Annotated in this window: 23 protein-coding genes; 14 read left to right on the top strand and 9 right to left on the bottom strand. The window is 37.9% G+C overall.

The features are described from left to right. Window positions 1-182 precede the first annotated feature (182 nt). On the top strand, window positions 183-947 hold the full coding sequence (locus ACM03V_RS22470) for a metallophosphoesterase family protein (RefSeq protein WP_414623022.1): 765 nt from the start codon (window positions 183-185) through the stop codon (window positions 945-947). 57 nt (window positions 948-1,004) lie between these two features. On the opposite strand, the gene ACM03V_RS22475 is transcribed toward ACM03V_RS22470, so the two are convergent. After that, window positions 1,005-1,868 (bottom strand): M48 family metallopeptidase, encoded by an 864-nt coding sequence (locus ACM03V_RS22475; RefSeq protein WP_414623023.1) that lies wholly within the window; start codon window positions 1,866-1,868, stop codon window positions 1,005-1,007. 349 nt (window positions 1,869-2,217) lie between these two features. Between ACM03V_RS22475 and ACM03V_RS22480 the strand changes: the two genes are divergently transcribed. The 4 genes from ACM03V_RS22480 to ACM03V_RS22495 all read left to right on the top strand — a co-directional run bounded on the left by ACM03V_RS22480 (window position 2,218) and on the right by ACM03V_RS22495 (window position 6,578). Further along, entirely contained in the window at window positions 2,218-2,751 is a 534-nt protein-coding gene (locus ACM03V_RS22480; RefSeq protein WP_414623024.1) for a DUF4330 domain-containing protein, read from the top strand. A gap of 426 nt (window positions 2,752-3,177) precedes the next feature. Continuing rightward, complete coding sequence (locus ACM03V_RS22485; RefSeq protein WP_414623079.1) at window positions 3,178-4,905, top strand: hypothetical protein; 1,728 nt, start codon at window positions 3,178-3,180, stop codon at window positions 4,903-4,905. A 660-nt stretch (window positions 4,906-5,565) separates the two neighbouring features. Beyond that, window positions 5,566-5,988 carry a RusA family crossover junction endodeoxyribonuclease gene (locus tag ACM03V_RS22490; RefSeq protein WP_414623025.1) on the top strand — a complete coding sequence of 141 codons (423 nt, stop codon included), beginning with the start codon at window positions 5,566-5,568 and terminating at the stop codon, window positions 5,986-5,988. 278 nt (window positions 5,989-6,266) lie between these two features. Continuing rightward, window positions 6,267-6,578 (top strand): hypothetical protein, encoded by a 312-nt coding sequence (locus ACM03V_RS22495; protein WP_414623026.1) that lies wholly within the window; start codon window positions 6,267-6,269, stop codon window positions 6,576-6,578. Between the two features lie 193 nt (window positions 6,579-6,771). Here the strand turns inward: ACM03V_RS22495 and ACM03V_RS22500 are convergent, their stop codons facing one another. Beyond that, on the bottom strand, window positions 6,772-7,671 hold the full coding sequence (locus ACM03V_RS22500) for an alpha/beta fold hydrolase (protein WP_414623027.1): 900 nt from the start codon (window positions 7,669-7,671) through the stop codon (window positions 6,772-6,774). A gap of 472 nt (window positions 7,672-8,143) precedes the next feature. Between ACM03V_RS22500 and ACM03V_RS22505 the strand changes: the two genes are divergently transcribed. Both ACM03V_RS22505 and ACM03V_RS22510 read left to right on the top strand, forming a co-directional pair. After that, on the top strand, window positions 8,144-8,722 hold the full coding sequence (locus ACM03V_RS22505; protein ID WP_414623028.1) for a hypothetical protein: 579 nt from the start codon (window positions 8,144-8,146) through the stop codon (window positions 8,720-8,722). Between the two features lie 242 nt (window positions 8,723-8,964). Further along, window positions 8,965-9,642, top strand: a complete 678-nt coding sequence (locus ACM03V_RS22510) for an armadillo-type fold-containing protein (RefSeq protein ID WP_414623029.1) — start codon at window positions 8,965-8,967, stop codon at window positions 9,640-9,642. Between the two features lie 89 nt (window positions 9,643-9,731). Here ACM03V_RS22510 and ftsE read toward each other — a convergent pair whose 3' ends face one another. Beyond that, window positions 9,732-10,490, bottom strand: coding sequence for a cell division ATP-binding protein FtsE (gene ftsE, locus ACM03V_RS22515; RefSeq protein ID WP_414623030.1), 759 nt, complete (start codon window positions 10,488-10,490; stop codon window positions 9,732-9,734). 222 nt (window positions 10,491-10,712) lie between these two features. Continuing rightward, on the bottom strand, window positions 10,713-11,462 hold the full coding sequence (locus ACM03V_RS22520) for a WecB/TagA/CpsF family glycosyltransferase (RefSeq protein ID WP_414623031.1): 750 nt from the start codon (window positions 11,460-11,462) through the stop codon (window positions 10,713-10,715). Window positions 11,463-12,175: 713 nt separating this feature from the next. On the opposite strand from ACM03V_RS22520, the gene ACM03V_RS22525 reads away from it, so the two are divergent. The 4 genes from ACM03V_RS22525 (at window position 12,176) to ACM03V_RS22540 (ending at window position 16,261) form a co-directional block, all read left to right on the top strand. Next, window positions 12,176-12,892: a response regulator gene (locus ACM03V_RS22525; protein ID WP_414623032.1), complete on the top strand. Its 717-nt coding sequence runs from the start codon at window positions 12,176-12,178 to the stop codon at window positions 12,890-12,892. A gap of 190 nt (window positions 12,893-13,082) precedes the next feature. After that, window positions 13,083-14,786 (top strand): SpoIIE family protein phosphatase, encoded by a 1,704-nt coding sequence (locus ACM03V_RS22530; protein WP_414623033.1) that lies wholly within the window; start codon window positions 13,083-13,085, stop codon window positions 14,784-14,786. 3 nt (window positions 14,787-14,789) lie between these two features. Beyond that, a complete protein-coding gene (locus ACM03V_RS22535; protein ID WP_414623034.1) occupies window positions 14,790-15,236 on the top strand; it encodes an ATP-binding protein in 447 nt (148 codons plus the stop codon). A 578-nt stretch (window positions 15,237-15,814) separates the two neighbouring features. Beyond that, the gene (locus ACM03V_RS22540) at window positions 15,815-16,261 is read left to right on the top strand and encodes a hypothetical protein (RefSeq protein WP_414623035.1); all 447 of its coding nucleotides are present in this window, start codon (window positions 15,815-15,817) and stop codon (window positions 16,259-16,261) included. A 73-nt stretch (window positions 16,262-16,334) separates the two neighbouring features. On the opposite strand, the gene ACM03V_RS22545 is transcribed toward ACM03V_RS22540, so the two are convergent. Further along, window positions 16,335-16,742 carry a ketosteroid isomerase family protein gene (locus ACM03V_RS22545; RefSeq protein WP_414623080.1) on the bottom strand — a complete coding sequence of 136 codons (408 nt, stop codon included), beginning with the start codon at window positions 16,740-16,742 and terminating at the stop codon, window positions 16,335-16,337. 352 nt (window positions 16,743-17,094) lie between these two features. Next, window positions 17,095-17,613 (bottom strand): orange carotenoid protein N-terminal domain-containing protein, encoded by a 519-nt coding sequence (locus tag ACM03V_RS22550; RefSeq protein ID WP_414623036.1) that lies wholly within the window; start codon window positions 17,611-17,613, stop codon window positions 17,095-17,097. 230 nt (window positions 17,614-17,843) lie between these two features. Between ACM03V_RS22550 and queG the strand changes: the two genes are divergently transcribed. Further along, on the top strand, window positions 17,844-18,800 hold the full coding sequence (queG, locus tag ACM03V_RS22555; RefSeq protein WP_414623037.1) for a tRNA epoxyqueuosine(34) reductase QueG: 957 nt from the start codon (window positions 17,844-17,846) through the stop codon (window positions 18,798-18,800). A 151-nt stretch (window positions 18,801-18,951) separates the two neighbouring features. Beyond that, a complete protein-coding gene (locus ACM03V_RS22560; RefSeq protein WP_414623038.1) occupies window positions 18,952-19,590 on the top strand; it encodes an HAD-IA family hydrolase in 639 nt (212 codons plus the stop codon). 138 nt (window positions 19,591-19,728) lie between these two features. Here the strand turns inward: ACM03V_RS22560 and ACM03V_RS22565 are convergent, their stop codons facing one another. The 3 genes from ACM03V_RS22565 to ACM03V_RS22575 all read right to left on the bottom strand — a co-directional run bounded on the left by ACM03V_RS22565 (window position 19,729) and on the right by ACM03V_RS22575 (window position 23,485). Further along, complete coding sequence (locus ACM03V_RS22565; protein WP_414623039.1) at window positions 19,729-20,445, bottom strand: ABC transporter ATP-binding protein; 717 nt, start codon at window positions 20,443-20,445, stop codon at window positions 19,729-19,731. Window positions 20,446-20,638: 193 nt separating this feature from the next. Then, the gene (locus ACM03V_RS22570) at window positions 20,639-21,859 is read right to left on the bottom strand and encodes an ABC transporter permease (RefSeq protein WP_414623040.1); all 1,221 of its coding nucleotides are present in this window, start codon (window positions 21,857-21,859) and stop codon (window positions 20,639-20,641) included. A 162-nt stretch (window positions 21,860-22,021) separates the two neighbouring features. After that, a complete protein-coding gene (locus ACM03V_RS22575) occupies window positions 22,022-23,485 on the bottom strand; it encodes an efflux RND transporter periplasmic adaptor subunit (protein WP_414623041.1) in 1,464 nt (487 codons plus the stop codon). A gap of 448 nt (window positions 23,486-23,933) precedes the next feature. Here ACM03V_RS22575 and ACM03V_RS22580 point away from each other — a divergent pair, with 448 nt between their 5' ends. After that, window positions 23,934-24,827: a tetratricopeptide repeat protein gene (locus tag ACM03V_RS22580; protein ID WP_414623081.1), complete on the top strand. Its 894-nt coding sequence runs from the start codon at window positions 23,934-23,936 to the stop codon at window positions 24,825-24,827. Window positions 24,828-25,009: the final 182 nt, after the last annotated feature.

The raw sequence follows: 25,009 nt of genomic DNA on the forward strand, positions 1-25,009 counted from the left end.
TGTTTAGCAAAATAAATCGGCTCTAGTCTATTAATACGTAAGATTTGTAAGATTTCCTTCTTTATCGATGGAATTGATTTCATTAAACTTATATTTAGCAAATTTTTGACATTTTCTTACTGATTTATAGTAGTTTCTACTGAATCAGGAATATAAAACAAATTTACCTTCATTCCACGCTCATGAGTGCAACTAGCCACCGTCGTATAGTTATAGGGGATGTGCATGGTCACTATCAAGGCTTGATGCAATTGTTAGAGGCGATCGCCCCAACAGCAGATGACAAAATTTATTTTTTAGGGGATTTGATAGATAGAGGTTCCCAAAGTTCGCAAGTGGTGGATTTTGTCAAAGAAAATTCCTATCCTTGCTTGCTCGGAAATCACGAGCATATGTTAATAAAAATTCTTACAGATAAGAATGCTTCCACTCCCAGCATACAAGGATGGCTTTACAGTGGCGGACAAGCAACCTTAGCAAGCTATAAAAACGGTAAAATACCTCAAGAACATCTTGAATGGTTTCAAAGTTTACCTTTATATTTAGATTTAGGAGACATCTTTTTAGTTCACGCAGGTATTGACCCTTCAAAAACTATAGAAGAACAAAAAGCCGAACAATTTTGCTGGATTAGAGACAAGTTTCACAGCATTCAAAAGCCTTATTTTTCAGATAAAGTAATTATCGTCGGTCACACTATAACCTTTACATTTCCTGGAATTGCACCTGGCAAAATTGCTAGAGGTGCCGGTTGGCTAGATTTAGATACAGGTGCTTATCATCCCCGTAGTGGTTGGTTAACAGCATTTGATGTCACAAATCGTCTCTGTTATCAAGCCAATATGTTTAAACCCTCTGTACGCACCTTACCCTTGGAAGAAGCATCAGCTGAAGTTAATCTGACTTCACTAAAAGTTAATCGTAATAATAGCAGGTTATGGACTTGAGAGGTTAAAAGTTAGAAATATCTAACTCCTAGCCCCTAACTCCTAACTCCTAACTCTTTATAATAATGGTCGGATATTGTTACGGTATGTAGCTTCACTTAAGCCGTCGTTACCTTTATTACGCTGCGCGTTGACCCAACTCTGAAGATATTGCACTCGATTGCTGGGTGAAGGGTGGGTACTTAAAAACGGTGGAACTCTACTTCCACTTTTGCTTTCCAACTTCCTCATAAACGAAACCATTCCTTGAGGAGCATAATCTGAGTCTGTCAGCATTTTTAATCCAATTTGGTCTGCTTCTTTTTCGGCACCACGACTGTTAGGACGGCGATAACCTAGTTCTACACCAAGCTGAACTAACCTGCTGTTTTCCACACCTGCTGCTGTAGCTAAACCTCTGGCGATCGCAGTTTTTTGCATCTGTTCTATTACATGATCGCCTTCAATATGACCCATTTCATGGGCAATTACACTTGCCAATTCAGCTTCATTGTCAGCAGCTTTAATTAGACCAGTATTAATATAAACATATCCACCAGTAGTCGCAAAAGCGTTTATACTGTCATCTTTAACTACTTGAAATGTGTAGGGGATGTTTTTTCGAGTACTTTGCGCTTCTAAGCGGTTGCCAATTCTCTTGATATAATTATTGATTTGAGAATTGCTGTAAAGCTTGACATCGCTTCTAAGCAATTGCTGATTTATTTGTCTACCAAGCTGAATTTCTTGCTTGTCTGATATATTAGATAGTTGAATTATTTGGGCACCTTGAAAGATAATATCCCATATAGAGAAGCCCTGAGCAGCCAATGGTGTAGTGAAGCACACGCTAAATGCTACCACTACAGAAATTAACGGATAAAAGAATGTTTTACGCGCATAGCGCAAATTAGAATAAAAGTTTCTTTTTTCAATCATCATCGAATTCAAGGAGGTTTTTAGAAGAACGTAAGTTATAAGACGATAAATAGCTTGAGAAGTTGCACGTCTAAGTTATTACCAACTCATGTCAGTTGCCATGTTATCCAGTCGGCTTGACTCAACAATAGCTTTGCTGTTAAACATGGCAACTAATCATCTATTCCTTCATGAAAGTGATGAAAAGTAGTGTAAGTAATAAACTGTCCTATAAATAAATAAAGGTAATAATCTTACTATTTTATCCTTTATCCTTAATACTTCATCTCACATACGATTAACTTCTATCTCCACCAATTTCATTGTTCTAATATCGATCCTCTATCCAATCTGTAAATAGGAAAAATCAGTTATGGCTATATTAGATTCCAAAGGTCGCTTATTTGGTAAATTCAATATTCTAGATATCGGAGCTTTATTAGTAATATTGCTAGTAATTGGAGGTATCTTTTTGTTCCCAGGAACTACTGGCTCCGTCGCACAAGTAGGTGTCACAACAAAACCTATCGAAGTTGATTTAATTGTCCGGGGATTAAAAGTACGCGATGTAGACAGATTATCCGAGCAAGGGTTTAAAGAAAAAGGCAAAACAAATGTTATCATCCGCAATCAACCCTACGGTCAAATTCCTATTAAATCGATTGAAATACTACCCAGAGACATCATTGTTACACAACCAGATGGCAGCGTTAAATTAATTAAAGATCCTAGAGATAATATCTTTAGTACGGATATGCTTTTGACTTTAGCTGGTAAAGCAACAATTACTGATGACGGACCTGTTTTAGGTAATAGTAAAGTAAAAATTGGGATGCCGTTTGAATTAGAAGGTTTTAATTATAACTTCAACGCTAGTGTAATTGATGTTAGAGTTGAAGATAAATAATAGGTAAAATAAGGGTCAAAGGTAAATAATCAAAACTCCACTTTTTATCTTTCCTTTATTTATGCAGAAAGCTTTATTAAGGTTTTAGTTTTACTTTGTAATAGTCTCCCGTTTGCAACGAGGGGACTATTTTTTTAAGGTAATAAAGAAGATATTTATAAATAAAAAATTATTGTAGGGTGTGTTAGACCGACTAGTATATATTAATTTAAACGATAATTTTGTCAGGTCTTACGCACCATCTTAGCTAACTATGGTAAAACCTTTAACATGAAACATTTAACTCTCAAAACTATTACTTTCTGCTTGCTCTTTCTTGCTCTTGGTTGCACTAGTAATCCTGCGATAAACAAATCAACGTTGCAATTACAAAACAAATCCGAACAACCTTTACAACAAAAGTCAAAAGCACAATGGACACCGCAAATGGAAGCGGGGTTTCAACAACGAGCAAAACGAGTAATTGCACAAATCGCTGGTAAGAAATACGGAACTACATCTTTTGAAAGTGAAAAACGTTCTTACCCTAAAGCGATGATCGATTTTCTTGCAGGAAATCGCGAAAGTTCTGTTGCTTTTCTCCAAGCTGAAGATGCAGACGCTAAAAGTCATCTTCATACTTTAGGAATTGATTTTTATTCTAGCTTTACTCTTAAAGGACAAGTTCGCAAATATTTCTATTTTGGTAAATATCTCGATCCAGAATATCGTCAGCGAATGAAACAAGCGATGCAGCTTCTAACAGCAGAAGATCCGTTAAAGCGTCGTTTTCCTGACAGACGTAAATTTTGGGCTAACGGAACTGATAATTGTGATAGCTGGGTGGATTGTCGCAATACAGACAATTTAAAAGCAATGCGAAATAGTGCGGTGTATTTATTCGCTGAAGAAACGGGAAACGAAACAACTAGACAAGCTTATAAACAACGCATCCGGCGAAATATCGGCACATTGTATCAAATTGGACAAGGTGAATGGGATTCGGAAAACTATCTCGGACATACTATTACTGCTTATTTGAATCTTTATGATTTTGCTAAAGATAAAGAGGTGAAATCCTTTGCCAAAGCTGGATTAGATTGGCTTTTGGCAACAGGAGCCTTGAAATATTGGCGGGGTGGATTTGGCGGCCCGACTAAGCGCGATTACGGAAAAGGAAATTGTGTTTGGTGTTCTTTATCTACTCACGAATTAGGACTGTATTTTAATGATTCACCAATTGAAGATCCCAAGCCTTCTCCCGATTCAGTTCACGTAATTACTAGTAGCTATCGTCCCCATCCGGCAATTGTGGCTTTAGCAAAAAAGCAGTTTTCCAAACCAGTAGAATTGCTTAACTCTAAACCGACTTATGAAAATTGGAAACAAGGTAACGATACTGCACCACAATTTCATGAAACTTTGTATTTCGGTAACAGTTTTCAAATAGGTACTTTGGCTAAAGGTTCTGGTGGTGACTGGAATGGTTTTAAGATGATGGCTTTTAATCAAGAGCGTGGTGTTGATTATTTTGTTGCAGCGACAGGTACTAACCCTAACAAAATATCAACTTCTAGCGTCGGTGGTGACAATATCGCACAATACCGCAACTTGATTATCTTCCTCAACGATAAACAAGAAACACCTTTTCAATTCTTTTTACCTAAATCTGCTCGAATAGAAACCAAAAATAACGTCACTTTTATTCGCTACGAAAAAACATGGTTGGCTTTAACACCAATAAATCTTGATATTGAAGGAATTAACGCCACTAAAACCTCTGAAATAACCAAAAACTATCCCGCAGATCAAATTTTAACTGCTACTGGTAGCGGAAATAGTTACAGTGGATTTGCTTTAGAAATAGGTGAAAAGCAAACTCACGGAGATTTTCAACAGTTCAAAAGTTCGGTACTTGCAAAATCTCGCTTAGATAAGAATCAAATTAACAACGGTGTAGTTGAATATCAAGGTGTTGTAGGAAAAGTGAAATTGCAACATCAACCTTTAGATTTACCCAAGGTTTGGCGAAATGGTAAATTACATGATTGGAAGAATCACTTTGCCGTTTACCAAAATGCCACAGCAGAAAAAACACCTATCTATCAAGGTTGGAAACAAGGTGAAATTCACATAGAAGCAGGTGGTTATAAGTTTACTAGCAAGCTTAAATAAGGGTAGAAATTTTTAAGTTAAAATTTACAGCTTTGGATTAGTATGTTTATCTAATTGTTCTTTCTATAGATGGTGGCAATAAGTCTAATTACTTTGAATTTTGTTAATATTAAATACATTGTTTTTTATATAACAAAGTTATTTAATTTATATTCGATCAAAATAATTGTTTTGCTAAGTACAAAGTCTAATTATTATAACCAAATTTAACCGCGCGGTAACTAAAAAATGTTGATGTTTAATATTTTGATATGTTAGCTTGTAAGTGTGAATAAGTTATAAAAAGGTAGTATTTTAGACAAAACAAAAAGGGTGTGAATACAGATACATAAAAGCAAACGAATCGAGAAAACACAAAGTATATCTTACTAGTTATTAATTCTTACATCTTTAAATTGCCCAGAATAATCATAGAGTTCGCTTACTGAAAAGTCAACCCAGTTATTGTTACTTATTTCATCAAAATAATTCCAATATGTATTTCAAGTGCAAGGTGATGAACCGCACTTCCGGTAATAGAAACCTCAAGTCTTGAAGTAAATATTAAATCTACGATCGCTGCGAGATTATCGAATGCGAGCTAATTGATACGCGCGCTTAATTTTTTTTTAACTTTTAAGGGAACCCTTGACGCTTCCACCTAACTACGAGATTTTCTCAATGCTGCCATTTGAATTTGTAGTAATTGGTAAACCCGTTTCTCACCAAGCAAAAGAACGCAAGCGTGTTAATGCTTGGAAACAACAAGTTCGTGAAACTGCTGAATCTAATTGGAATCGAGAAACTCCTGTAGGAGATTATGTCCAAGTTATTATCACGCATTATTATGATGCAGATCCCACTGGTGACGAATCAGCCGTTCCAGATAATGACAATATTGTAAAGCCAGTCAGGGATGCTTTGAATGGTTTGATTTATGTTGATGACTATCAGATTACTGATTTTATCAGCCGTCGTCGCAATCTAAACGGTTCTTTTAGAATTAAAGGTATTTCTCCAGCTTTGGCAGAAGGATTTTCCCAAGGTGAAGAATTTCTGCACATTAAAATTGAATCCGCACCAGATCCTGGAGATTTATCTTAATCTTAATAAAGGCTATCTTGCACTGCATCTACTCCACTTGCTGAGTGTATATAGCTATGAACCCGCCTACTATAATGCGCTTATTAAAGATTATTAAAACTAATAATAAGCGCATATTTTAATTTGATTTGAAAGGCCAAAACAAGTATTAAGTTTTGATTAAGCGATGATAATTATTATCAATGTTGCAATCTATTTAACAGTACCATTCGTATAGGTTTGTTCTATAATAAGTGAAGCAATCGATACTTTACTCCTAGCAACTCTTAGTAACAGATATGAGCTATCAGGACAACCAAAATCCCTTGGAATATCGGCGACTCTTAAAACTTGCCAAAGAATACCGAGAGCAAGGTTATTCAGTAACTATTAATCCATCTTCCGAAAAACTACCTACGGTACTGGCAGATTGTTCGCTTGATTTGATAGCTGTAAATGATAAAAAGGTTGTTGCTGCTAAAGTTAGAACGCGACAAAATCTTAGCTGTAATGGTTCTGAAGATTTAGGTCGCATTAGCAGATCGGTACAGCAGCTTCCCGGCTGGGAGTTTGAATTAGTTGTGACAAATTCGCGCAAAAAAGCTGATTAGCATTTACCTTCATTGATTAGCCAAATTCAAGATTATTCTAGATTATTAAATTAATTAAATACAAGTAATTTTGAATTGTAGCTTTATTTGTATATAGTTTTTTTGGATCATTTATAGGGAGCTTCCCATGTGTATAACTTTATAAATCATCAGTCACTATTAATATGGCTGATGACTTATTACTATTTATTTACTATTTTTCAAGCAAAGGTATAAACTTTTTAATTAAACCTACTGTTACTCCTGGTAATTCTAACTGAGGTGTTAAACCAACAGAGTCCAATGGTTGAAAAATTTTAATCGCTTGAGGATTCATTTGGGCTAGACGCTGACCAATTTCTGGTCCGGTAAATTGTGATTTTTGCCCCCAAATAATTGCTGTAGGTACTGTGAGTTGTTCAATATATTGGGATAAATCAAAGCATAAATCCCCGCGAACAAAAGCCAAAGCCGCATATTCTGCATTTGGCTGTTTTGCAGATTCCAAATAAGCTTCTACAATTTCATCATAAACCCGATTAGAATTAGCAAATTGTCGTTGCTCTAAGAAACTACGAATTCCACCGCTAGTTGCAACCCCCGCCGTGTAAAACAATTTATCAAGAACTGGTGTACTAATTAACTGAGCAAAAAAGCTGCGGGAATAGTTTTCACCAAAATCGGAAAGCCCTGCTGGAGTTGTCAGAATCAAAGATTTGAATAATTCCGGATGAGTAATGGCAACTCGAATTGTAAATGCTGCTGTCAAAGAAGAAGCAATTACCTTTACTGCACCGTCGCAACTTTGCTGTAAAAATTCCCTAATCGTAGTTAAATAGTCTTCAACTTGGTAGTTCCTTTCTGGATGTTCTGATTCACCCCAACCAATTAAATCCGGTGCAATGATACGATATTCTGCCCCAAAAGCGGAATAAACTTTTGACCATTCGTAAGCAGAAGAACCACCACCAAATCCATGTAAGAATACCAAGGTTTCCTTATCCTTACTGGCAGTCATTTCATCCTGCCACGGAGAGCCTGTATTGGTATAGTAAACCATCCTACCTAATGATGTATTTACCGAGCAACGCTCAAATCCCAATGGCTGAAACATAGATATTTGTGTTAATTATCGCGATTTTTTTCGTGGTGGGCAAGAGTTACCAAAGATAAAGCTTGCCACTACTTTAATTATCAGCTAAATCTTCACATTATTACTTCTAACTTTGGAGAGATTAAGTAGATGTGAAATTACTGTCTTAGTTATGAAGATTTGGTGTTTATTTTTTCACTGTATAAAAAATATAACCTTGAAAACACTGTATTTACGAGGATTGTACGGGTATTTTCAATAACTTGGAGTAGAAAATTTCAACCAGACTTCTGTGATAATCTATTTCTATTCATCATCGATAGGGATGAACGTCAATAAAGCTGGTAATAGTTCCTTATTGATTCACTCACTCTTTTACTGTAATTGTTCTGAATGCTGCTTGTTGATTCAATTGTTTGTACGCTATTAAATCCAATGCAGTCGGAAACAATTATTCTCTATATAATTAGTATTTTTGATTTTTATCTGAGCAATGGTAAAGCAGGCTAGTTTTCAATCAAGTGTAACAACGGTTGAGGAGCCTTTCTTTAAGCTTGACAACCTTAATAGTTATTCTCAATTTACATCAACCTATTCGTGTTTCCAACGTCCGCAAAATTATACAGTAGATTCCCCGATAACTGAATGCATTTTTTTGCAACTCGACGATTTGCAATGCTTTGAAGTGGTGCATCGTCAGTACGAAAGTAAAGGGATAATTTTTGATAATTGTATCGCCATTGAACCGAGCAATCCCGCCTTCCCCGCCCATTCAGGTGTAATAGTATTAATGAGTTCGCCCCATAGCGGATTATTGGAAGCGACTTTTGTAAATCCCGTCAACTCAGTTCGTGCCTTCGTCACCAGTTCCCAGCCATTAGTGCTATCCGCTTACGATGAATCTCGCCAACTGCTAAATAAAGCCATACTACCTTCCGGTAATCTTGCTAATTCCGACTCAATACTAGCTGCAAATACTTTATTATCTGTATCGGCTGATAATATACATTCTGTGAGGTTTCATGCTTTTGACGGACAATTTACCGTTGACGACTTAAGCTTTTGTTATTAGTATTGCGAAGTGCAAATTTTACTTTATAATTGCTAACAATTTTGTATAAGTGCCTTTTAGTGATAGATTCTCTAGTATAAATCTAGTAAAAAATCTAGTAAAAATATATATTCTTAGTTTTTATCAGTAAATCGTAATTCTAGTGGCAGGTAAATAAGGTGGCAAAATTGGCTTCGTCTTTTAGGCAGCGATTCATCAAAAATAACCCGTTAAGGGAGCTTCCGCAGTTAAAGACAGCAGCCATGAAAAGAATATTGCAACGTAAGAATCCGGCTCAGCTTCTTTGGTTCTTAACGATTATCGTTGCTATGCTTTTGTGGAACCCGAAGTTATTATTCGCAAGCGGAAGTGGCATTTTTGTCATGTTGCTGGTTTATTCGATGCCGCAATGGGACTGGTCGAATTTTTGGCATAAGCTACGTAATTATCTGCAAACTACCAACGGACGTTTAGTATTATCAGTAACTAGTGGTGCCATCGCTTGCTTAGGAACTTATACCGCCGTAACAATTTGGGCTGATGCCCCTAATGTTTGGATTGGTGCAGGTGCGATTGTCCAAGGTATGGCAACCGTATTAGTTTTAATATTATTAGCTCGACTGTTGATAAGCTTACATGGAAAACAAGAAGATAAGTTAGAGCGATCGCTAGAGAATTTAACAGATACAGATCCCCTCAAACGTTTGATCGGCGTGCGTCAGTTAACAAAATTAGCGACTCAACAACTTGAGCCAGACGCAAAGAAATGTATTATTGAATGCTTGCAACTTTTGCTGACAAATGAATCAGAAGCAACAATTCGGGATGCAGCCTTTGATAGTTTGCAAACATTAGAACCAGTCGAAAAACTTATACCCAAAAGCAATCCGACTACTTTAGTACCGTTTTCCGTGAAAGCCAAAAACCGCGTTTCATGCTGATATTAGAGAATTGGGCATAGGGGATTGGGGATTGGGGATTGGGGAGATGGGGAAGAGAGGGTAGAGGGGGTAGAAAAAATTCCTAACTCCTAATTCCTAACTCCTAACTCTTCATAAACTTTTCCATCGCGAACTTTTACTACTCTTTGGTTGCAGCGTCTTACTAAGTGTTCGTTATGAGTGGTGACAATTACTGTAGCGCCAAACGAATTTAATTTACGCAATATTTGGATTATTTGCCAAGAATTATCTGGATCTAGATTTCCGGTTGGTTCATCTGCCAAGAGTAAAGGTGGGGTTGCAACAATTGCTCGTGCCATACTCACTCGTTGCTGCTCTCCACCAGAAAGTTGATCGGGAAAATAATTAGCTTTATTTAGTAAACCTACTAACTTTAAAGTAGGTTCCAAACGTCTATGAATTTCCTTGCGGGTGTAGCCTTGAGCCTGCAACACTACGGCAATATTTTCCGTTACCGTTCTTTGAGGAATTAATTTATAGTCTTGGAAAACAATACCAATACGTCGCCGCAATAAAGACAAATTATCACCACGTAACCCTGACAAATCGCACTCGTCAACAATAACCTCTCCCTGCGTTGCTAATTCTTCACCATAAAGCAACTTTAATAAAGTCGATTTACCAGAACCACTCGGCCCTGTAATAAACAAAAATTCCCCTTTTTTGATGCTTAAGTTGGCATCTATTAAAGCATTTGCTCCATTAGCATAGGTTTTTGTCACCGAACGCAGCCGCACCATAAACTCAGTGCTATTTTCTTTACTATTCTTTTGATTCTGAAAATCTACGGATTTATTAATTGTGCTGTTGGGTGTAATTACTGGCATCGCTCTTTATGAAAATTAAATACAAAATTGAATACAAAATAAGTATTCCCAGAGCGAGCCTGAGAATATCAAATCTTGATTAAATCAGTTATCAGTGAGCAGTTATCAGTTATCAGTTATCAGTTATCAGTTAGTAATAGTAAAGGTCAAAGGTTAAAATTATTTGTGTCCCCTTGTCCCCTTGTCTCCCCATCCCCCCATCTCCCATCTCCCCATCCAACCTCAAGCTCCTTTGGTTTTAATGCCGTAAATCAAGGCTTTAAAGGCAAATTCAGGTAAAGCTAACATTCGTCGCCATCGCCAAGGTTCTTGATAAAGACGATATAGCCATTCTAAATTGTTGTCACCTAACCAAGCAGGGGCGCGAGTTTTAGTTCCTGACCAAATATCAAAACTTCCGCCTACACCAACCCAAGTAGCTTGGGGACACAAATGACGGTTTTGTTTTATCCAGAACTCTTGACGCGGCACTCCTAAGCCGACATAAATAACTTGCGGCTGCATTTTAGCCAGAGTGGAGTGTAATTGTTGTTCTTCTTCTGGGGAATGATAGCCCGAATGAGTTCCTACTATATTCAAATTGGGAATTTGTGCTTGCCAGAATTGTGCTGCTGCTGCTGCTGTACCAGGTTTTCCTCCATAGAAAAACACCGTTGAATCAGGAGAATTTTGTCCAATTTCGCGTAATACTGCTTCGGCTAGTTCAATTCCTGGAATTCGGCGCACATCTTGTTTTAAGAGCAATCGTAAATATAAAACTATCCCAGCCCCGTCCGGAATTACCAAATCGGCGGCTTTAATTATTGTCGCAAGAGTTTCATTTCGTTCCGCTTGCATTGTCATTTCTGCATTCAGCGTAACTACGTGAGTTCCTATTCTCTGTTGTAAACGTTCTAACAAGTAGCCTGGGTAGTTTGTTGCTACATGAATCGGTAGTCCTAAAACCGAAAATTCTTCATAGCTTTTAATCATGCTTTTAATCCAAATTTGCATCACACCAAGTGAAGTACGAAGCTAGTTTATCAAATTTGTTCCTTTATTGTTTGTGTTGCAATTTTAGCTACAGCTTCATCAATTCCTGAAAAGATCGACATACTGATATTCACAAACGGAAATAATTATTTTGACTGTAATTTGTAACTGAGCTTACTAAATATTATTTAATAATAAGATAATTAAAAATACTTAAATATGAAAAAATAAGAGATTTTTTGCAACCTTGTATTCTAAGTAGCATTTAGATACATATCTTCAAACAAGCAATTGTAAACAAACTGACGGCATCTTTCAAAACGCCAGTATACTTTTAACAAAGGAGGTTAAAAACGTAATAAAAATATGTTTTAGTTTACTCGCGAGCCTAAAGTTTTTGAGACACAAATACGGTTGTAATGGTAATATTAACCACTCAGGGGTATTATCGCTAATTAACTCACGTCCTATTGATTGTATATTTAAACCCGATTCTTTTATTGGATGCTGTTAAACAAGGCGTAATTAACTCTAAATTTATAAATATAGCGTTTGCAATATGGGTAATAAATACCAAGTCCGATCGTATATCAATCGCTATACATATGAGTTTTATGGCATCGATAGTACAGATGTTAAGGAAACTGTATCTGGCGGAGACTTTTTAGTAAACTCAATTTTACAGTTAATAGTTTAGCGGGCAAAAATTTATCATGACTAAAATTCGCGTTGCTTTAATTGAAGATCACGATCTTACCCGTTTGGGTATTCGGACGGCATTACAGCGTAATCTTGATTTTGAAATAGTAGGAGAAGCTGCTAATGCAAATGACGGACTACAAATATTAAAAACGCTGCAACCAGATGTGGCAATCGTAGATATCGGTTTACCCGACAAAGATGGCATTGAATTAACCCGAGAAGCTAAATCAATAGTACCAAGCTTATTAACTAAAATTTTGATTTTGACTTTACGCGATAGTAAAGAAGCCGTGCTTGCAGCTTTTGCAGCTGGTGCAGATTCTTACTGTATGAAAGACAAATACGATAACTTGCTTGAAGCAGTGCGCCATACTCACAATGGTAATGCTTGGATCGATCCGGCGATCGCCCGCATTGTATTGCAGCAAGCGCAAGAAAATCCACCAGCATCTCAGAAAGCGTCGCAGACTAATCAATTTGCGGAAAAGTCTGAGTTTGGTAATAGTAAAGATCATGAAGATACTATTGAACCTTATACTCTTACCGAAAGAGAATTAGAAGTATTGCAGCTAATTGTAGAAGGCTGTAGTAACGCTATTATCGCCGAGAGACTCTACATCACAGTGGGAACTGTCAAAACTCACGTCCGCAATATTTTGAACAAATTATGCGCCGACGATCGCACTCAAGCAGCAGTACGTGCTTTGCGTTCCGGATTGGTAGGATAATTTTTCGGTTGTTCTGAGTATTTTTTGAGGAGATTAGAGATAAATTTACGACATTCAGTTAATTCTGTGTTAGGAATGTGGAGGGATGTTAACAACTACCTTTTTGTTCCCAAATGGTATAACAGGCAAGATAAATTTAATCAAAATTATACAGTCTTGTTTTTGAAAAATATAAACTAAAAAGTCAACTATGACCGACATTGAGGCAGGCAAACTCAAATTGATGGTAGTAGATGATGAGCTAGATAACCTAGATTTACTTTACCGCACTTTTAGGCGAGATTTTAAAGTGTTCAAGGCTAGCGATGCTCGCACTGCTCTTGAAATTTTAGACAAAGAAGGCGAAATGGCTGTAATCATCTCCGATCAAAGAATGCCAGAGATGAACGGTACCGAATTTTTCGGTCTTACGGTAGAGCGTTTTCCAGATACAATTCGGATTCTACTTACAGGTTTTACCGATGTCGAAGATTTAGTAGAGGCGATTAACTCAGGTCAGGTATTCAGGTACATTACCAAACCTTGGAAGCCAGATCAACTCCGTTCCCTAGTCGAACAAGCTACCCAAACTTATCGATTAGTAAAAAAAAGAACTTTCAGTTTACGTCGTTCTCTACGGCGGGAATCCTTAGTTAATGCAGTCACAACAGCGATTCGGGAATCTTTAGATTACCGCAGTATGCTACAAAAAATTGTGGGCACAATTGGGGAAACTTTTGCAGCAGCGGGTTGCATACTTAGGGCTATTGAGGGAGAACAATTAGCACCAGATGAGTTCTTATACAGCAGTGATAATACTGGCTCTGAAAATTGCTCCTTTAATCCTACTTCCTTAATGGAAAAAGTTCTTGTCACCCGTAACAGCGAGATAGCAAAATTTACTTCAGATGATGGTAAAAGCTATCAGCAATTAGCCGTACCGCTGATTTATCAACAACATTTACAAGCAGTACTAGTTCTTCATCAGCAATATGGCGATGCCCAAGGGGCGACGCTTCCGGCGTATCGCAATTGGCAGCATGAAGATATTGAACTAATTTCTGGTGTTGCCGAACAAGCTGCGTTAGCTCTTTCTCAGGCAAAACTTTATCAAACTCTTCAGCAAAAGCAAGAACAGATTCATGCCGAATTAGAAGTTGCTCGTCAAATTCAGCACAATTTATTACGCCAAAGTTTACCTGAAATGGAAGGGGTAAAAGTACAGGCTTGTTGCTACCCAGCACGGGAAGTAGGGGGAGATTTTTTTGAAGTTTTCGTTCATCCCAAAGGGGATTTATGGTTGGCTGTAGGTGATGTTTCCGGTAAAGGAGTTCCTGCTGCACTGTTTATGGCTAGTGCAATATCGGTGTTGCGTCGAGAATTATCTCAAGAAACACCTCCAATGCCAAACATAATTATGAAAAATTTAAACGAGGCTTTAGGCGATGACCTGGTAAGCAATAATTGCTTTATTACTATGGTATTAGCTCGATATTCTCCCGCTACCAAGCAGTTAGTATATGCTAACGCCGGTCATATTTACCCAATAGTCTGTTCCCACAAAGATGCAAAACTAGAAGAACCCAATTTTCTTAAAGTACGAGGAATTCCTTTGGGTATATTACCTGAATGGAAAGCAAACGCTGGAGAATGGCTTCTTGCTCAGTCAGATACTTTGTTGCTGGCAAGTGATGGAATTACTGAAGCTCAAGTTTCAATGAAAACTTATTTTAGTAACTCTTCATCAGACGATGTTGAATCACTAACACGTTCGATGCTCAATCAAGAAGGATTGTGGCAATTATTGCTCGAACAAGAAAAGCCACTTAGCCTGAATAAATTACTAAGTCGTATCCATGTTGATACCGAAGTTCAAGAAGACGACCAAACTATACTTTCATTAGAGGTTTTATAAATAATGAAAAGCGAGCTTCACGTACCAAGTGACTTGAAGTATTTGAATCTTGTAGAAAACTGGCTACTTGGATGCTTACAAGCGGAATTAGGAGAATCGGTTGATTGGACGCGACAATCAAATCGTTTACGCTTAGTTTTAGTTGAAGCATACTCTAATGTAGTCCGTCATGCTCACAAGGAACAACCATCTGTTCCTATTTTGATTCGCTTGGAACTCAAACAAAGGGATTTAGCTTTGGAAGTTTGGGACAAAGGTGAAGGTTATGATATGTCAACTTACTTCCCTCCTTCTCCTGTAGAAAAACAAGAGGGAGGTTATGGCTGGTTGATTATGAACCGTTTGATGGACAAGGTGGAGTATGAATTACAAGTCGATGGCGGCAATTGTCTTAAATTAGAAGCTAGTTTTCCAGAAAAAGCAGAAATTCAAGATAAAGTTAATAATTGATCGCTCAGGTAACGTTAGCTCTTACACCTTAATTTTAAAAACCGCTTTAGAAAACAAAGTGTTACAACAATCAAATTATAAAATCTGAAGACAATAAGTTTTTACGGTTTTTTTGCTGCTTTCCCATCCGTCAGGGACTATAAGTCCTCCGCAGTCGCTACAACGGAGGGAACCTCCGTAACGCGCTGCTCTCTGTCCAATAGCTAAAGTCCTCTCAAGAGGACTGAAAACAGAATTTTCAACAATAGAATATATATTGACACTCCCTTAACTTCGCTTCGGAATTAAGGACCTTTCCGTAAGTATTAATAATCATTTAAGTTAACAATAGTTAATTAAAATGATAACTTTTACTAAGTTTATTTGATTTATGTCTGGGAATCATCAAATAATGGAAAAGTGGCTGTACTCCTGACTAATTGCTTTAAGTCGGTAAATTGCACCGTCGTAATTCACTAGTTAAGACTTGGGTACTGCTAAAGATGCGCGACCATAATTTACTTCAAAATGGTTCTCGTAGTTTACCATGTGTCTAAAGCTAAAAATTATTTGAGTCCCTAATACTAAAATTATTAACGATGCATAGCTCAGCTTCGTTCTGTCTGTCACCGCGTTACCGTTTAGATGATGAGTTACCTTGGTTAGAAGGAATAGATCCCAGCCGTCATTATTGGATTAAAGTGAATGGGGAAAGCAGCCTAACAGTGGCAATTCCCGGATTATTGGTTTCTTCTATGGATGAAATCAAGCAGGCAATGAAACAATTTCGCTCGCTTCAACCCGGCGAACAAATGACTTTAGAAAGAGTTGCTAGTAACTGTACAATTCACTGTATTAGCAGTAACTGTTACGCAATTGAAATAGAAGTACTGGGTGCCCCAGTTTGGCATTTATTTGACGAAGAGACTTTAGATAGTTTACTAATGACTGCCCATCCCGATTGGCAATGCGCTTTTTCTGGTATGGAGTTAGGGCGAAGATTATTAGTAAGTTCTTTGCAACAAGCTACAGCAATTAAAAGTTAATAATTGATTATTTTTTGCACTAACTTATCAAAAAACTGTATTAATATTCGCTAATTTTGCTGATTTAAAAATTTTATCTTCGTAAGGAAAGCAATTCTTGGGGAGAAGCTAAAACTTTAATTTTCACATCCAAAATTTGAAGGTTTTCATTTAGGATAAACAACCAAGATACATTTACAGCAAACCAGGGAGTTTCGACTTTACCCGCAACTTGAGTCTGGGTTCGGTTATCTTCTAAGGTTTCGCTGATACCTTCATCAGGGCAAGCTTTAATATCAATTGCTTCCTTGTTTAAATAACTCACAATTGCATCTCTTCCCACAATCCCAGATTCAAATGGAGGATGCATCACACCGTTTTCTGCAAATAAGGAAACGGTTTTTTCGTAATCACCTGCATTTAAACTTTGAAAATACTGCTGTATAGTTGGTTCGCTGATTCCTTGAATTTGGATAGATTCTTTCGATTGTACTGCCAAAATGAAATCTCCTGTATCAATTGCTTATTATAATTATTTGAATACAAAAGCTAGCAACTCCGAAAGCTGCTTGAGAGATAATCTACTTTAAGCGAACTACTTCTATGGGTAGATAACGCAAGCAATCTATTCGATTTTGGATTTTAATAACGGATGCGTTGGTTTTGGATTTTGGATTAAAAATACAAACTTTCAACTTCGTATTCTGTAAGAAGGTAAAAATTATTGTAAGGTGGAAAATAATCCCCACCCCACAATCTACGGTTTTATTGAACTAGAAGAAATAAGTTTTGATTGAGGCAGTACGATTAAAAAATCTGCCTGTAGTTGTATTGAAAAATATAGCGATGCGGTATTACGCTAAAGAGTCAACGCCCATATCGGTAACAATCTTGCGAAGAACTGTAATTTGTTGACCAAAATCAAGTTCCTTAACAGCTTTCAATACTTGTGAGCCATCGCGAGACAATTGATAATTGAATGGCATTGGCACAACAAAGCCTTTAACCATTAATTCAGATAATTCATACCAGAAAGCTAACTTTGTATTAGCGCTGAGAATACCGTAAGAGCGAGAAATTTGGGTATTATTCTTAGCTGTCAAATCGCGCATTGCCTGCAATTGTTCGGAGTGAGACATTTGCTTAATTTGATTGAGCAAACCTTCCGCTAGCTGCAAGCGTGCTGCACCTGTAGCAGCAGGAGTAATAGAACGTCCCATTTCGGTATATGCAAACCAAAGCACTGCTAATTGATCGTCTACCGAAAGGCTTTTGAATACATTCACGGTGGAATTTACCGCATCAATCAACTGAGTATCGTAGTTGAAAGCGCTGGGAAAACCGTTTTCTATTGAATCTGTAGAGAAAGTCATATCAGGCACCATTTTTTGTTTGCATTTGTTTGTAAGTTTTGTAGCGCACTATTCACATAGGAAGGTTTTGTTTGTATGTTGCTTTACCTTCCACTTGTAATTGTGCATAGAAACTTTACAAATTGCAAATAATATTTACATATGAATCGATTTGCAATTTTAAAACGGGGGATCATAATAGCGGTATATGATAGGGGTGCCGTTTTCGGGCAAATCTTAAAATAAGATAAATGAATCAATCATCATCCTTAAGCAGCATACAAATTAAAGAAAAAGCGCTAGATTTGGGATTTCATAAAGTCGGCATAGCTGTTGTCAATCATACAGAGACGACTGTAGAGAGATTACAAGCATGGTTAGCGCTGGGATATCATGCCGACATGGAATGGATGCGAAATCCCAAGCGTCAAAATATAAAATTAGTCATGCCAGAAGTGCGATCGCTAATTTGTGTGGCTTTAAATTACTATACAGAGCATCAACGTCCTCAAGAAAAAGAATACGGAAAGATTTCTCGGTATGCCTGGGGAAGGGATTATCACAAAGTTGTGCAAAAAAAATTGAAAGCGCTTTCAATTTGGTTGCAGTCATTCGGTGAAGAAATAAAAACTAGACATTATATAGATACAGGACCGATCCAAGATAAAATTTGGGCACAACAAGCGGGGATTGGTTGGATTGCCAAAAACGGAAATGTAATTACTAGAGAATACGGCTCTTGGGTATTTTTGGGTGAAATTTTGACAAATTTGGAATTAACTCCGGATACTCCCCATACCCAACATTGCGGAAGCTGTACTAAATGTATTGAAAGTTGTCCCACCGACGCAATTAGACAGCCATTTGTAGTAGATGCCAATCGCTGCATTGCTTACCATACTATTGAAAATCGCGATGATCAATTACCCGAAAATATTGCAACTAAATTAGAAGGGTGGGTGGCAGGTTGCGATATTTGCCAAGACGTTTGCCCTTGGAATCAACGTTTTGCGAATCCTACCGACGTGGAAGAATTTCAACCTTACTCTGGGAATATTGCTCCCAAGCTGATAGAATTAGCCAAAATCACAGATGAAGATTGGGACAAACAATTTCCGGCATCGGCATTACGGCGAATTAAGCCACAAATGTTACGACGGAATGCCCGTGCTAATCTTGAAGCATCGCGTCAACCCCCATCAACTTAAAGTTGTAAACCCCGAACTTTTAGCAAGTAAGTTAAAGGCTCCCCGTTAACAGGGTTCATATATAGGAATATAGGAAAAATCCGACATTGTATTATTTCAAGCCCTTAGCTTTAAACATAGGGTTAACCTAAAATCTAAAATCCAAAATTGAATGACGACTAAAGTAATTATTTTTGATTTTGATGGCACAATCGCGGATACAGTAGATGCGCTAGTAAGTATTGCTAATAATTTAGCTGTAGAATTTAGTTACGCACCGATTACTCCAGAAGAATTTTTAATACTCAGAAATTTAACTTCTAGAGAAATATTTAAGTACTCTGGGATTCCTTTATTCAAAATACCTTTTCTACTCAAAAAGGTTAAAAAAGAGTTAAAAAATAAAATTCCCGAACTAAAACCGATTCCGGGAATTCCAGAAACTTTAATAGAACTCAAAGACAACGGTTCGAGGTTGGGTATTGTAACTTCTAATTCTAAAGGTAACGTCCAAGAGTTTCTTAAAGTAAATAATTTAGATAACTTGTTTGAGTTTGTTCATCCTGGTGTCACAATTTTTGGAAAAACTCAAATAATTAATAATGTCTTGAGACAAAAACAGATCAAAACTGAAGAAGTTATATATGTAGGGGATGAAACCAGAGATATAGAAGCCTCGAAAAAAGCTAACGTAAAAGTCTGTAGCGTAACTTGGGGTTTTAATTCCGAGGAAGCATTAATTAAAGAAAATCCAGATTTTTTAATTCATCATCCCCAAGAGTTGGTGAAAATTGTGAAAAATTTTGGTTGAGGAATGGAGAGTGGGAAGAGGGGGGAGAGTGGGAAGAGGGGGAAGAGAGGGGAGATGGGGGAGATGGGGAGTAAATTATTTTTTATTCTTAACTGGTAACAAGTTACCGATCGCTCCTAACCTTCAACTTTAACCTGATTAAGATACTGCAACAGTATTCAAATCATCAGCAGTTAAATTTGAATGTATAACTTCGCCGTCACGAAACCAAATAATACGTTGTGTTTGACGTGCAACTTCTGGCTCGTGAGTTACCATGACTACGGTAATTCCCGTAGAATTTAGCTCGGTAAAAATATCTAGTACTTCTTGAGTAGTTTTAGAATCAAGTGCCCCAGTAGGTTCATCGGCTAAGAGTACAACGGGACGATTTACGATAGCGCGGGCGATCGCCACCCGTTGCTGTTGCCCCCCCGATAGTTGATTTGGTTTATTATTGACGCGGTTTTCTAAACCAACTTTTTTTAAAGCTTCGATTCCTCTATCTTTTCTTTCAGAATTCGCTACGCCAGCGTAAAGCATTGGTAGCATGACGTTTTCTAATGCTGTAAGCTGCTGCAATAAGTGGAATTGCTGGAAAACAAAACCTAATTTTCTGTTACGAATATGTGCTAATTGGGCATCATCCATTTGCGCCACATCCACATTATCCAAATAATAACTTCCTGATGTAGGACGATCTAAACAGCCGATAATATTCATAGCAGTAGACTTACCCGAACCGCTAGGCCCCATAATCGAGCAATATTCCCCTTCTTCAATAGTTAGATTTACATTATTTAATGCTTTTACCTCAGTTATCCCAGTACCATAAATTTTAAAAATATCTTCCAAGCGAATTATTATATTAGCCATCTCGATTTTGGATTTTGGATTAAAAATTGTAGAGACGTAGCACTGCTACATCTGTTATTGAGTTATTAATTAGCAATCTATTATCAGGAGGCGGAGCCTCTTGAAATGTATTCCCAGCCGGAGACTGGGAACAAGGCTACTGGTAACTGGTAAGTGATAATTGATAATTGATAATTGTTAATTGATAATTGATTCACGCGCTTCTCAAGGCAACAATTGGATCGAGTTTCGCGGCGCGACGTGCGGGAATTATGCCGAAAAATAAACCGATCGCACCGGAAATACCGACGGCAGAAAGTATTGCTACAGTTGAAATTCCGGCTTCTAAGGGACTAAAAGCTGCGACTAAGAAAATGCCGCCAACACCAACAGCAGTACCAATTAATCCACCAGCTGCTGAAACAATTACTGCTTCGATCGTGAACTGTAATAAGATATCTTGTTGAGTTGCACCAATTGCTTTTCTTAATCCGATTTCTTGAGTTCGTTCGGTAACGGAAACCAGCATAATATTCATAATGCCAATGCCGCCAACAAATAAGGAAATACTGGCAATTGCAGCTAACATAATTGTTAATGCACCAGTTATTTGCCCTACTGTAGCTTGAGCATCTTTTTGAGAGCGAACGGTAAAATCATCTTCACCAGTTATTTTATGCCGCAAACGCAATAAATTTCTCATTTGAAACTCTGCGGCATCTACACTTTTGCTATTCCTGGCAGAAATCACAAGGTAATCTAGGGCGATTCCGTAGGGCGAATTTTTTCCTACGAGTCGATTTGCTGAAGTTGTAATCGGTATCAATGCGGCTTCATCATAATTAGCACCTCCCAATCCCGAACCTTTACCTTCTAAAGTTCCAATAATTTGAAAACTAGTATTTTTAATCCGTATTTGCTTTCCCAAAGGATTGCTACTACCAAAAAGTTTTTCTGCTAAATCGGCACCTAGTACAACCACTTGATTGCTACGTTTAATATCTATTTCATTAAAAAAACGTCCTTCGGCAATTTCAAAATCCCGCACCAGTGGAAAACCTGGAGTAGTGCCAATTATATTTACATCGGTGTTTCTATTCCCGTAAGTTACTACATACCTTCGATTCAACTCCGGTGCAACTCCCGCTACAGTTGGAACTTGAGTTGCAATGGCTTGGGCATCTGCCAACACCAAGGTTTTAGGAATCTCAAAGGTAATCCGTTGAGTTTCTTGATTTCCTGGAATTACAAATAGTACGTTGGGACCGAGAGATTCCAACTGTTTATTAACAAATTTTTGTCCCCCTTCACCAATACCAATCATGGCAATTACCGAAGCATTTCCGATCACAATGCCCAACATTGTCAGGGCACTACGCAATTTGTTTGATAGCAGGGTTTTACCTGCCATTTGTACACTTTCTGTAAAATTCATTTTCAGTTAACAGTTAACAGTTATCAGTTATCAGTGAGGGATTGGGCATGGGGCATTGGGCACGGGTAATGGGTAATTGGTAATTGGTAATTGGTAATTATTATTTATTCTCCCCCCCTCTTCCCCCTCTTCCTCCTCTTCCCCCTCTTCCCCATCTCCCCCTCACTCGTTACGTTTCTCTAACTTTTTCTTAATTCTGTAATCATCTGGAGGGGTGGTGAAAATGCGATCGCCTTTTTTTAATCCTCCTAATATCTGAGTTTCATTTCCGACTTGGGAACCAATTGTGACTTCGCTGAATTTTGCTTTGTTGTTTTCGTCAGGAATTAATACGCCTGTTTGACCTTTTTCTGTGACGATGGCAACTGTTGGTATCCATAAAGCATTTACATCATCACCTAAAAAAGTTAGGTTGACGTTTAAGCCGGAACGCAATTTGTCTAAACCTGTACTAATTGCAACTCTGACTTGAAACAATGTTACTCCTTGTTCGTTTACGGCTTCAGGAGCAATTAGACGTACCGCTCCTTTGAAAACTTGATCTGGATAAGCGTCGGCAACGATTTCTACTTCTTGTCCTACCTTTATTCTGGCTATGTCGGCTTCGGGTACGTTTGCTAATACTTCTAATCCTTTGGCAAGGGCAACTACGGAACTAGATGTGGCTGATGCACTGCTAGATGCGGAGGTTGTCGGCGTGACAAATGCACCAATATTGGCAAACTTTTGCGTGATAATACCCGAAAAAGGAGCGCGGATAATTGTGTTGTCTAAGTTTACCTGTTCGGTTTTGAGTTGCGCTTGTGCTGCACTAACTGCTGCTGCCGCTTGAGCAATTTCTTGGGGACGAGAACCATTTTCTAAGAGCTGTAGTTGAGCGCGTGCTTCTTCTACTGCTGCTTCGAGTCGAGCGATTTCTTCTGGGCGACTACCGCTTTTTAATAAAGCTAATCTTTTTTGAGCTTCAAGTAAATTTGCTTGAACAGTACTATCTTCGCTAACAAATTGGTCTAATTTGTCTTTTTCAATTGCTCCTTGGTTATACAAGTTTCGGTAACGTCTGACTCGTTCGTTACTTAAATCTACTTTTGCTTTAACAGCGTTTACCTGTGCTTGTGCTTGGGCAATTTCTTCGGAACGATTTCCCGAACGAGCTGCGTCTAATTGTGCTTGTGCTTGTGATAAACGTGCTTTAGCCTGAGCAATTTCTTGGGGACGAGAACCAGCTTTTTGTTGGTCTAATTTTGCTTCCTGCTGTGCTAAATTAGCCTGAGCTTGTAAAATTCTGGCTTGAATATCTGCACTATCCATTCTGGCAAGAATTTGCCGGCTCGTTACTTTATCACCTTGTTCTACATACAGTTGAGTAACCGTACCGGGGTTTTTCGGGCTAATATTAACGCTTTGAACTGGCACAACTTTTCCGCTTGCACTTAGAAGTAGAGTCACATTTTTGTCTTCTACAGGCACGGTAAGTTCTGTTATATCTAGTTTATTGTTTGCTCGATTGACGACAACATAGGTAGTCGTTGCACCAACAATTACAATTCCTGCTGCCAAAACGCCGAGCCAACGAGGTAATCGTTTTACTTTGCCGATTACGGGAATTTCTATGGGTGTAGCCATAACAGCAGCGATAAAAAATGTAAAGAGTTTGGGTAAGGTAAAGTGGAATATGCTTTTACGGAACTGATAGATTGAAGCAAAGTCAAAAATACGGGAGCGTGTTTTGTTCAAATGGTGTAAATCAATTTTGGACTATCTACCTTCGCGCAAGGCGTTTAAATCGGACAAAAGTTCGTACTTCTAAAATCAAAAAAGAGCGACTTGTACTTGAATACTTTTTTAATAGTAGCTTTTTCAGCTTACATATGGCTTCACCTTTAGTGGTGACTTTAGTCATAATTAATTAGTTTTTCATGTTTTCAGTAACCCAAATCTTGGATACGCAAAAATGACCATTAAGGAATTAGACAAAAGACGAACGATCAAAAAAAATAGCTGTCATCCACAGCCTGGATGGTTTAAGCTATCTGAAAGATTGCTTAATTTATGGCAAAAAGGTGGTGGTAGTGTGCCTAAACGTGTAGGATTAATTTCTTTTCTATTTCTATGTAGCTTTTTAAGCGTATCTCAACCAGTAAATGCCCAAGCATTAGTACCTCATACGGTGCAGCTTGATGCCGCAAAGTTGGAACAACAAGGGTTAGTTTTAGCCCAGGAAGCCGCACAGCTTGCACAATTTCGTCAGTTCGACTTGGCAATGCCACGGGCACGATTGGCAACTCAACTTGCTCCTAATAGTGACAAAGTATGGTTCCTATTAGGAGGATTATATTTACAATCCCAAGAATTTGAGAAAGCTACTGAAGCTTTACAAAAAGCACAGAGTCTTAACCCTAAAAACGCTGAAACTTATTTTGCTTTGGGTTCTACTTACTTTCAACAAAAAAAATACCAATCGGCTATTGCTGAATATAAAACGGGTTTAACAATAAATCCCAAAGACCCAGAAGGGTTATTTGATTTGGGCAATGCTTACTATATGCTGGGTAAATTACCCCAAGCTATTGTTGAGTACAAAAAATCAATTGGTTACAAGCAAGATTTTTGGCCTGCTGTGAACAATATTGGATTAATTCTGTACGAACAAGGCGATATCAAAAATGCTATAACTCAATGGCAGCAAGCTATTACTAAAGCCAACAATGCTAAACAGCCAGCTGCCGAACCTCAATTGGCATTAGCCGTTGCTTTATACAATCGAGGCGATAAAAGCGATCGCCAAAGGGGTTTAGCAATGGGTGAAGCTGCAATCCGCATCGATCCACGCTACGCCGATTTAGAATTTCTCAAGGAAAATCTTTGGGGCACTCGTTTACTATCCGATACAAAGAAATTTTTGGAATTACCTAGTATCCAAGCTGCCTTAAATGCAGTACCCCTTTCCGAACCTACCGGAGAATAGTTTTTCTTTGAGTAGTATTAACAGGTATATGAAGTATCTTTTTATATAGCGGCGTTGACGCTTGCTATTGGTATCAACGGCGGCTCTATTGCTAAAAAGTACATCTAATAGTACATATATATTGTGAAGGTCAACAGCAATCCAGAGTCATGTTGATGGGTTACAATTTCCGGGATTAGGGC

This window comes from Calothrix sp. CCY 0018, assembly GCF_963920925.1.
Taxonomy (GTDB): Bacteria; Cyanobacteriota; Cyanobacteriia; order Cyanobacteriales; family Nostocaceae; genus Rivularia.

What these genes read in the sequence shown, in the direction of transcription:
- ACM03V_RS22470 (WP_414623022.1), top strand. Translation starts at nt 183, where the DNA reads ATGAGTGCAACTAGCCACCGTCGTATAGTTATAGGGGATGTGCATGGT.
- ACM03V_RS22475 (WP_414623023.1), bottom strand. Translation starts at nt 1,868, where the DNA reads ATGATGATTGAAAAAAGAAACTTTTATTCTAATTTGCGCTATGCGCGT.
- ACM03V_RS22480 (WP_414623024.1), top strand. Translation starts at nt 2,218, where the DNA reads ATGGCTATATTAGATTCCAAAGGTCGCTTATTTGGTAAATTCAATATT.
- ACM03V_RS22485 (WP_414623079.1), top strand. Translation starts at nt 3,178, where the DNA reads ATGGAAGCGGGGTTTCAACAACGAGCAAAACGAGTAATTGCACAAATC.
- ACM03V_RS22490 (WP_414623025.1), top strand. Translation starts at nt 5,566, where the DNA reads ATGCTGCCATTTGAATTTGTAGTAATTGGTAAACCCGTTTCTCACCAA.
- ACM03V_RS22495 (WP_414623026.1), top strand. Translation starts at nt 6,267, where the DNA reads ATGAGCTATCAGGACAACCAAAATCCCTTGGAATATCGGCGACTCTTA.
- ACM03V_RS22500 (WP_414623027.1), bottom strand. Translation starts at nt 7,671, where the DNA reads ATGTTTCAGCCATTGGGATTTGAGCGTTGCTCGGTAAATACATCATTA.
- ACM03V_RS22505 (WP_414623028.1), top strand. Translation starts at nt 8,144, where the DNA reads ATGGTAAAGCAGGCTAGTTTTCAATCAAGTGTAACAACGGTTGAGGAG.
- ACM03V_RS22510 (WP_414623029.1), top strand. Translation starts at nt 8,965, where the DNA reads ATGAAAAGAATATTGCAACGTAAGAATCCGGCTCAGCTTCTTTGGTTC.
- ftsE (WP_414623030.1), bottom strand. Translation starts at nt 10,490, where the DNA reads ATGCCAGTAATTACACCCAACAGCACAATTAATAAATCCGTAGATTTT.
- ACM03V_RS22520 (WP_414623031.1), bottom strand. Translation starts at nt 11,462, where the DNA reads ATGATTAAAAGCTATGAAGAATTTTCGGTTTTAGGACTACCGATTCAT.
- ACM03V_RS22525 (WP_414623032.1), top strand. Translation starts at nt 12,176, where the DNA reads ATGACTAAAATTCGCGTTGCTTTAATTGAAGATCACGATCTTACCCGT.
- ACM03V_RS22530 (WP_414623033.1), top strand. Translation starts at nt 13,083, where the DNA reads ATGACCGACATTGAGGCAGGCAAACTCAAATTGATGGTAGTAGATGAT.
- ACM03V_RS22535 (WP_414623034.1), top strand. Translation starts at nt 14,790, where the DNA reads ATGAAAAGCGAGCTTCACGTACCAAGTGACTTGAAGTATTTGAATCTT.
- ACM03V_RS22540 (WP_414623035.1), top strand. Translation starts at nt 15,815, where the DNA reads ATGCATAGCTCAGCTTCGTTCTGTCTGTCACCGCGTTACCGTTTAGAT.
- ACM03V_RS22550 (WP_414623036.1), bottom strand. Translation starts at nt 17,613, where the DNA reads ATGACTTTCTCTACAGATTCAATAGAAAACGGTTTTCCCAGCGCTTTC.
- queG (WP_414623037.1), top strand. Translation starts at nt 17,844, where the DNA reads ATGAATCAATCATCATCCTTAAGCAGCATACAAATTAAAGAAAAAGCG.
- ACM03V_RS22560 (WP_414623038.1), top strand. Translation starts at nt 18,952, where the DNA reads ATGACGACTAAAGTAATTATTTTTGATTTTGATGGCACAATCGCGGAT.
- ACM03V_RS22565 (WP_414623039.1), bottom strand. Translation starts at nt 20,445, where the DNA reads ATGGCTAATATAATAATTCGCTTGGAAGATATTTTTAAAATTTATGGT.
- ACM03V_RS22570 (WP_414623040.1), bottom strand. Translation starts at nt 21,859, where the DNA reads ATGAATTTTACAGAAAGTGTACAAATGGCAGGTAAAACCCTGCTATCA.
- ACM03V_RS22575 (WP_414623041.1), bottom strand. Translation starts at nt 23,485, where the DNA reads ATGGCTACACCCATAGAAATTCCCGTAATCGGCAAAGTAAAACGATTA.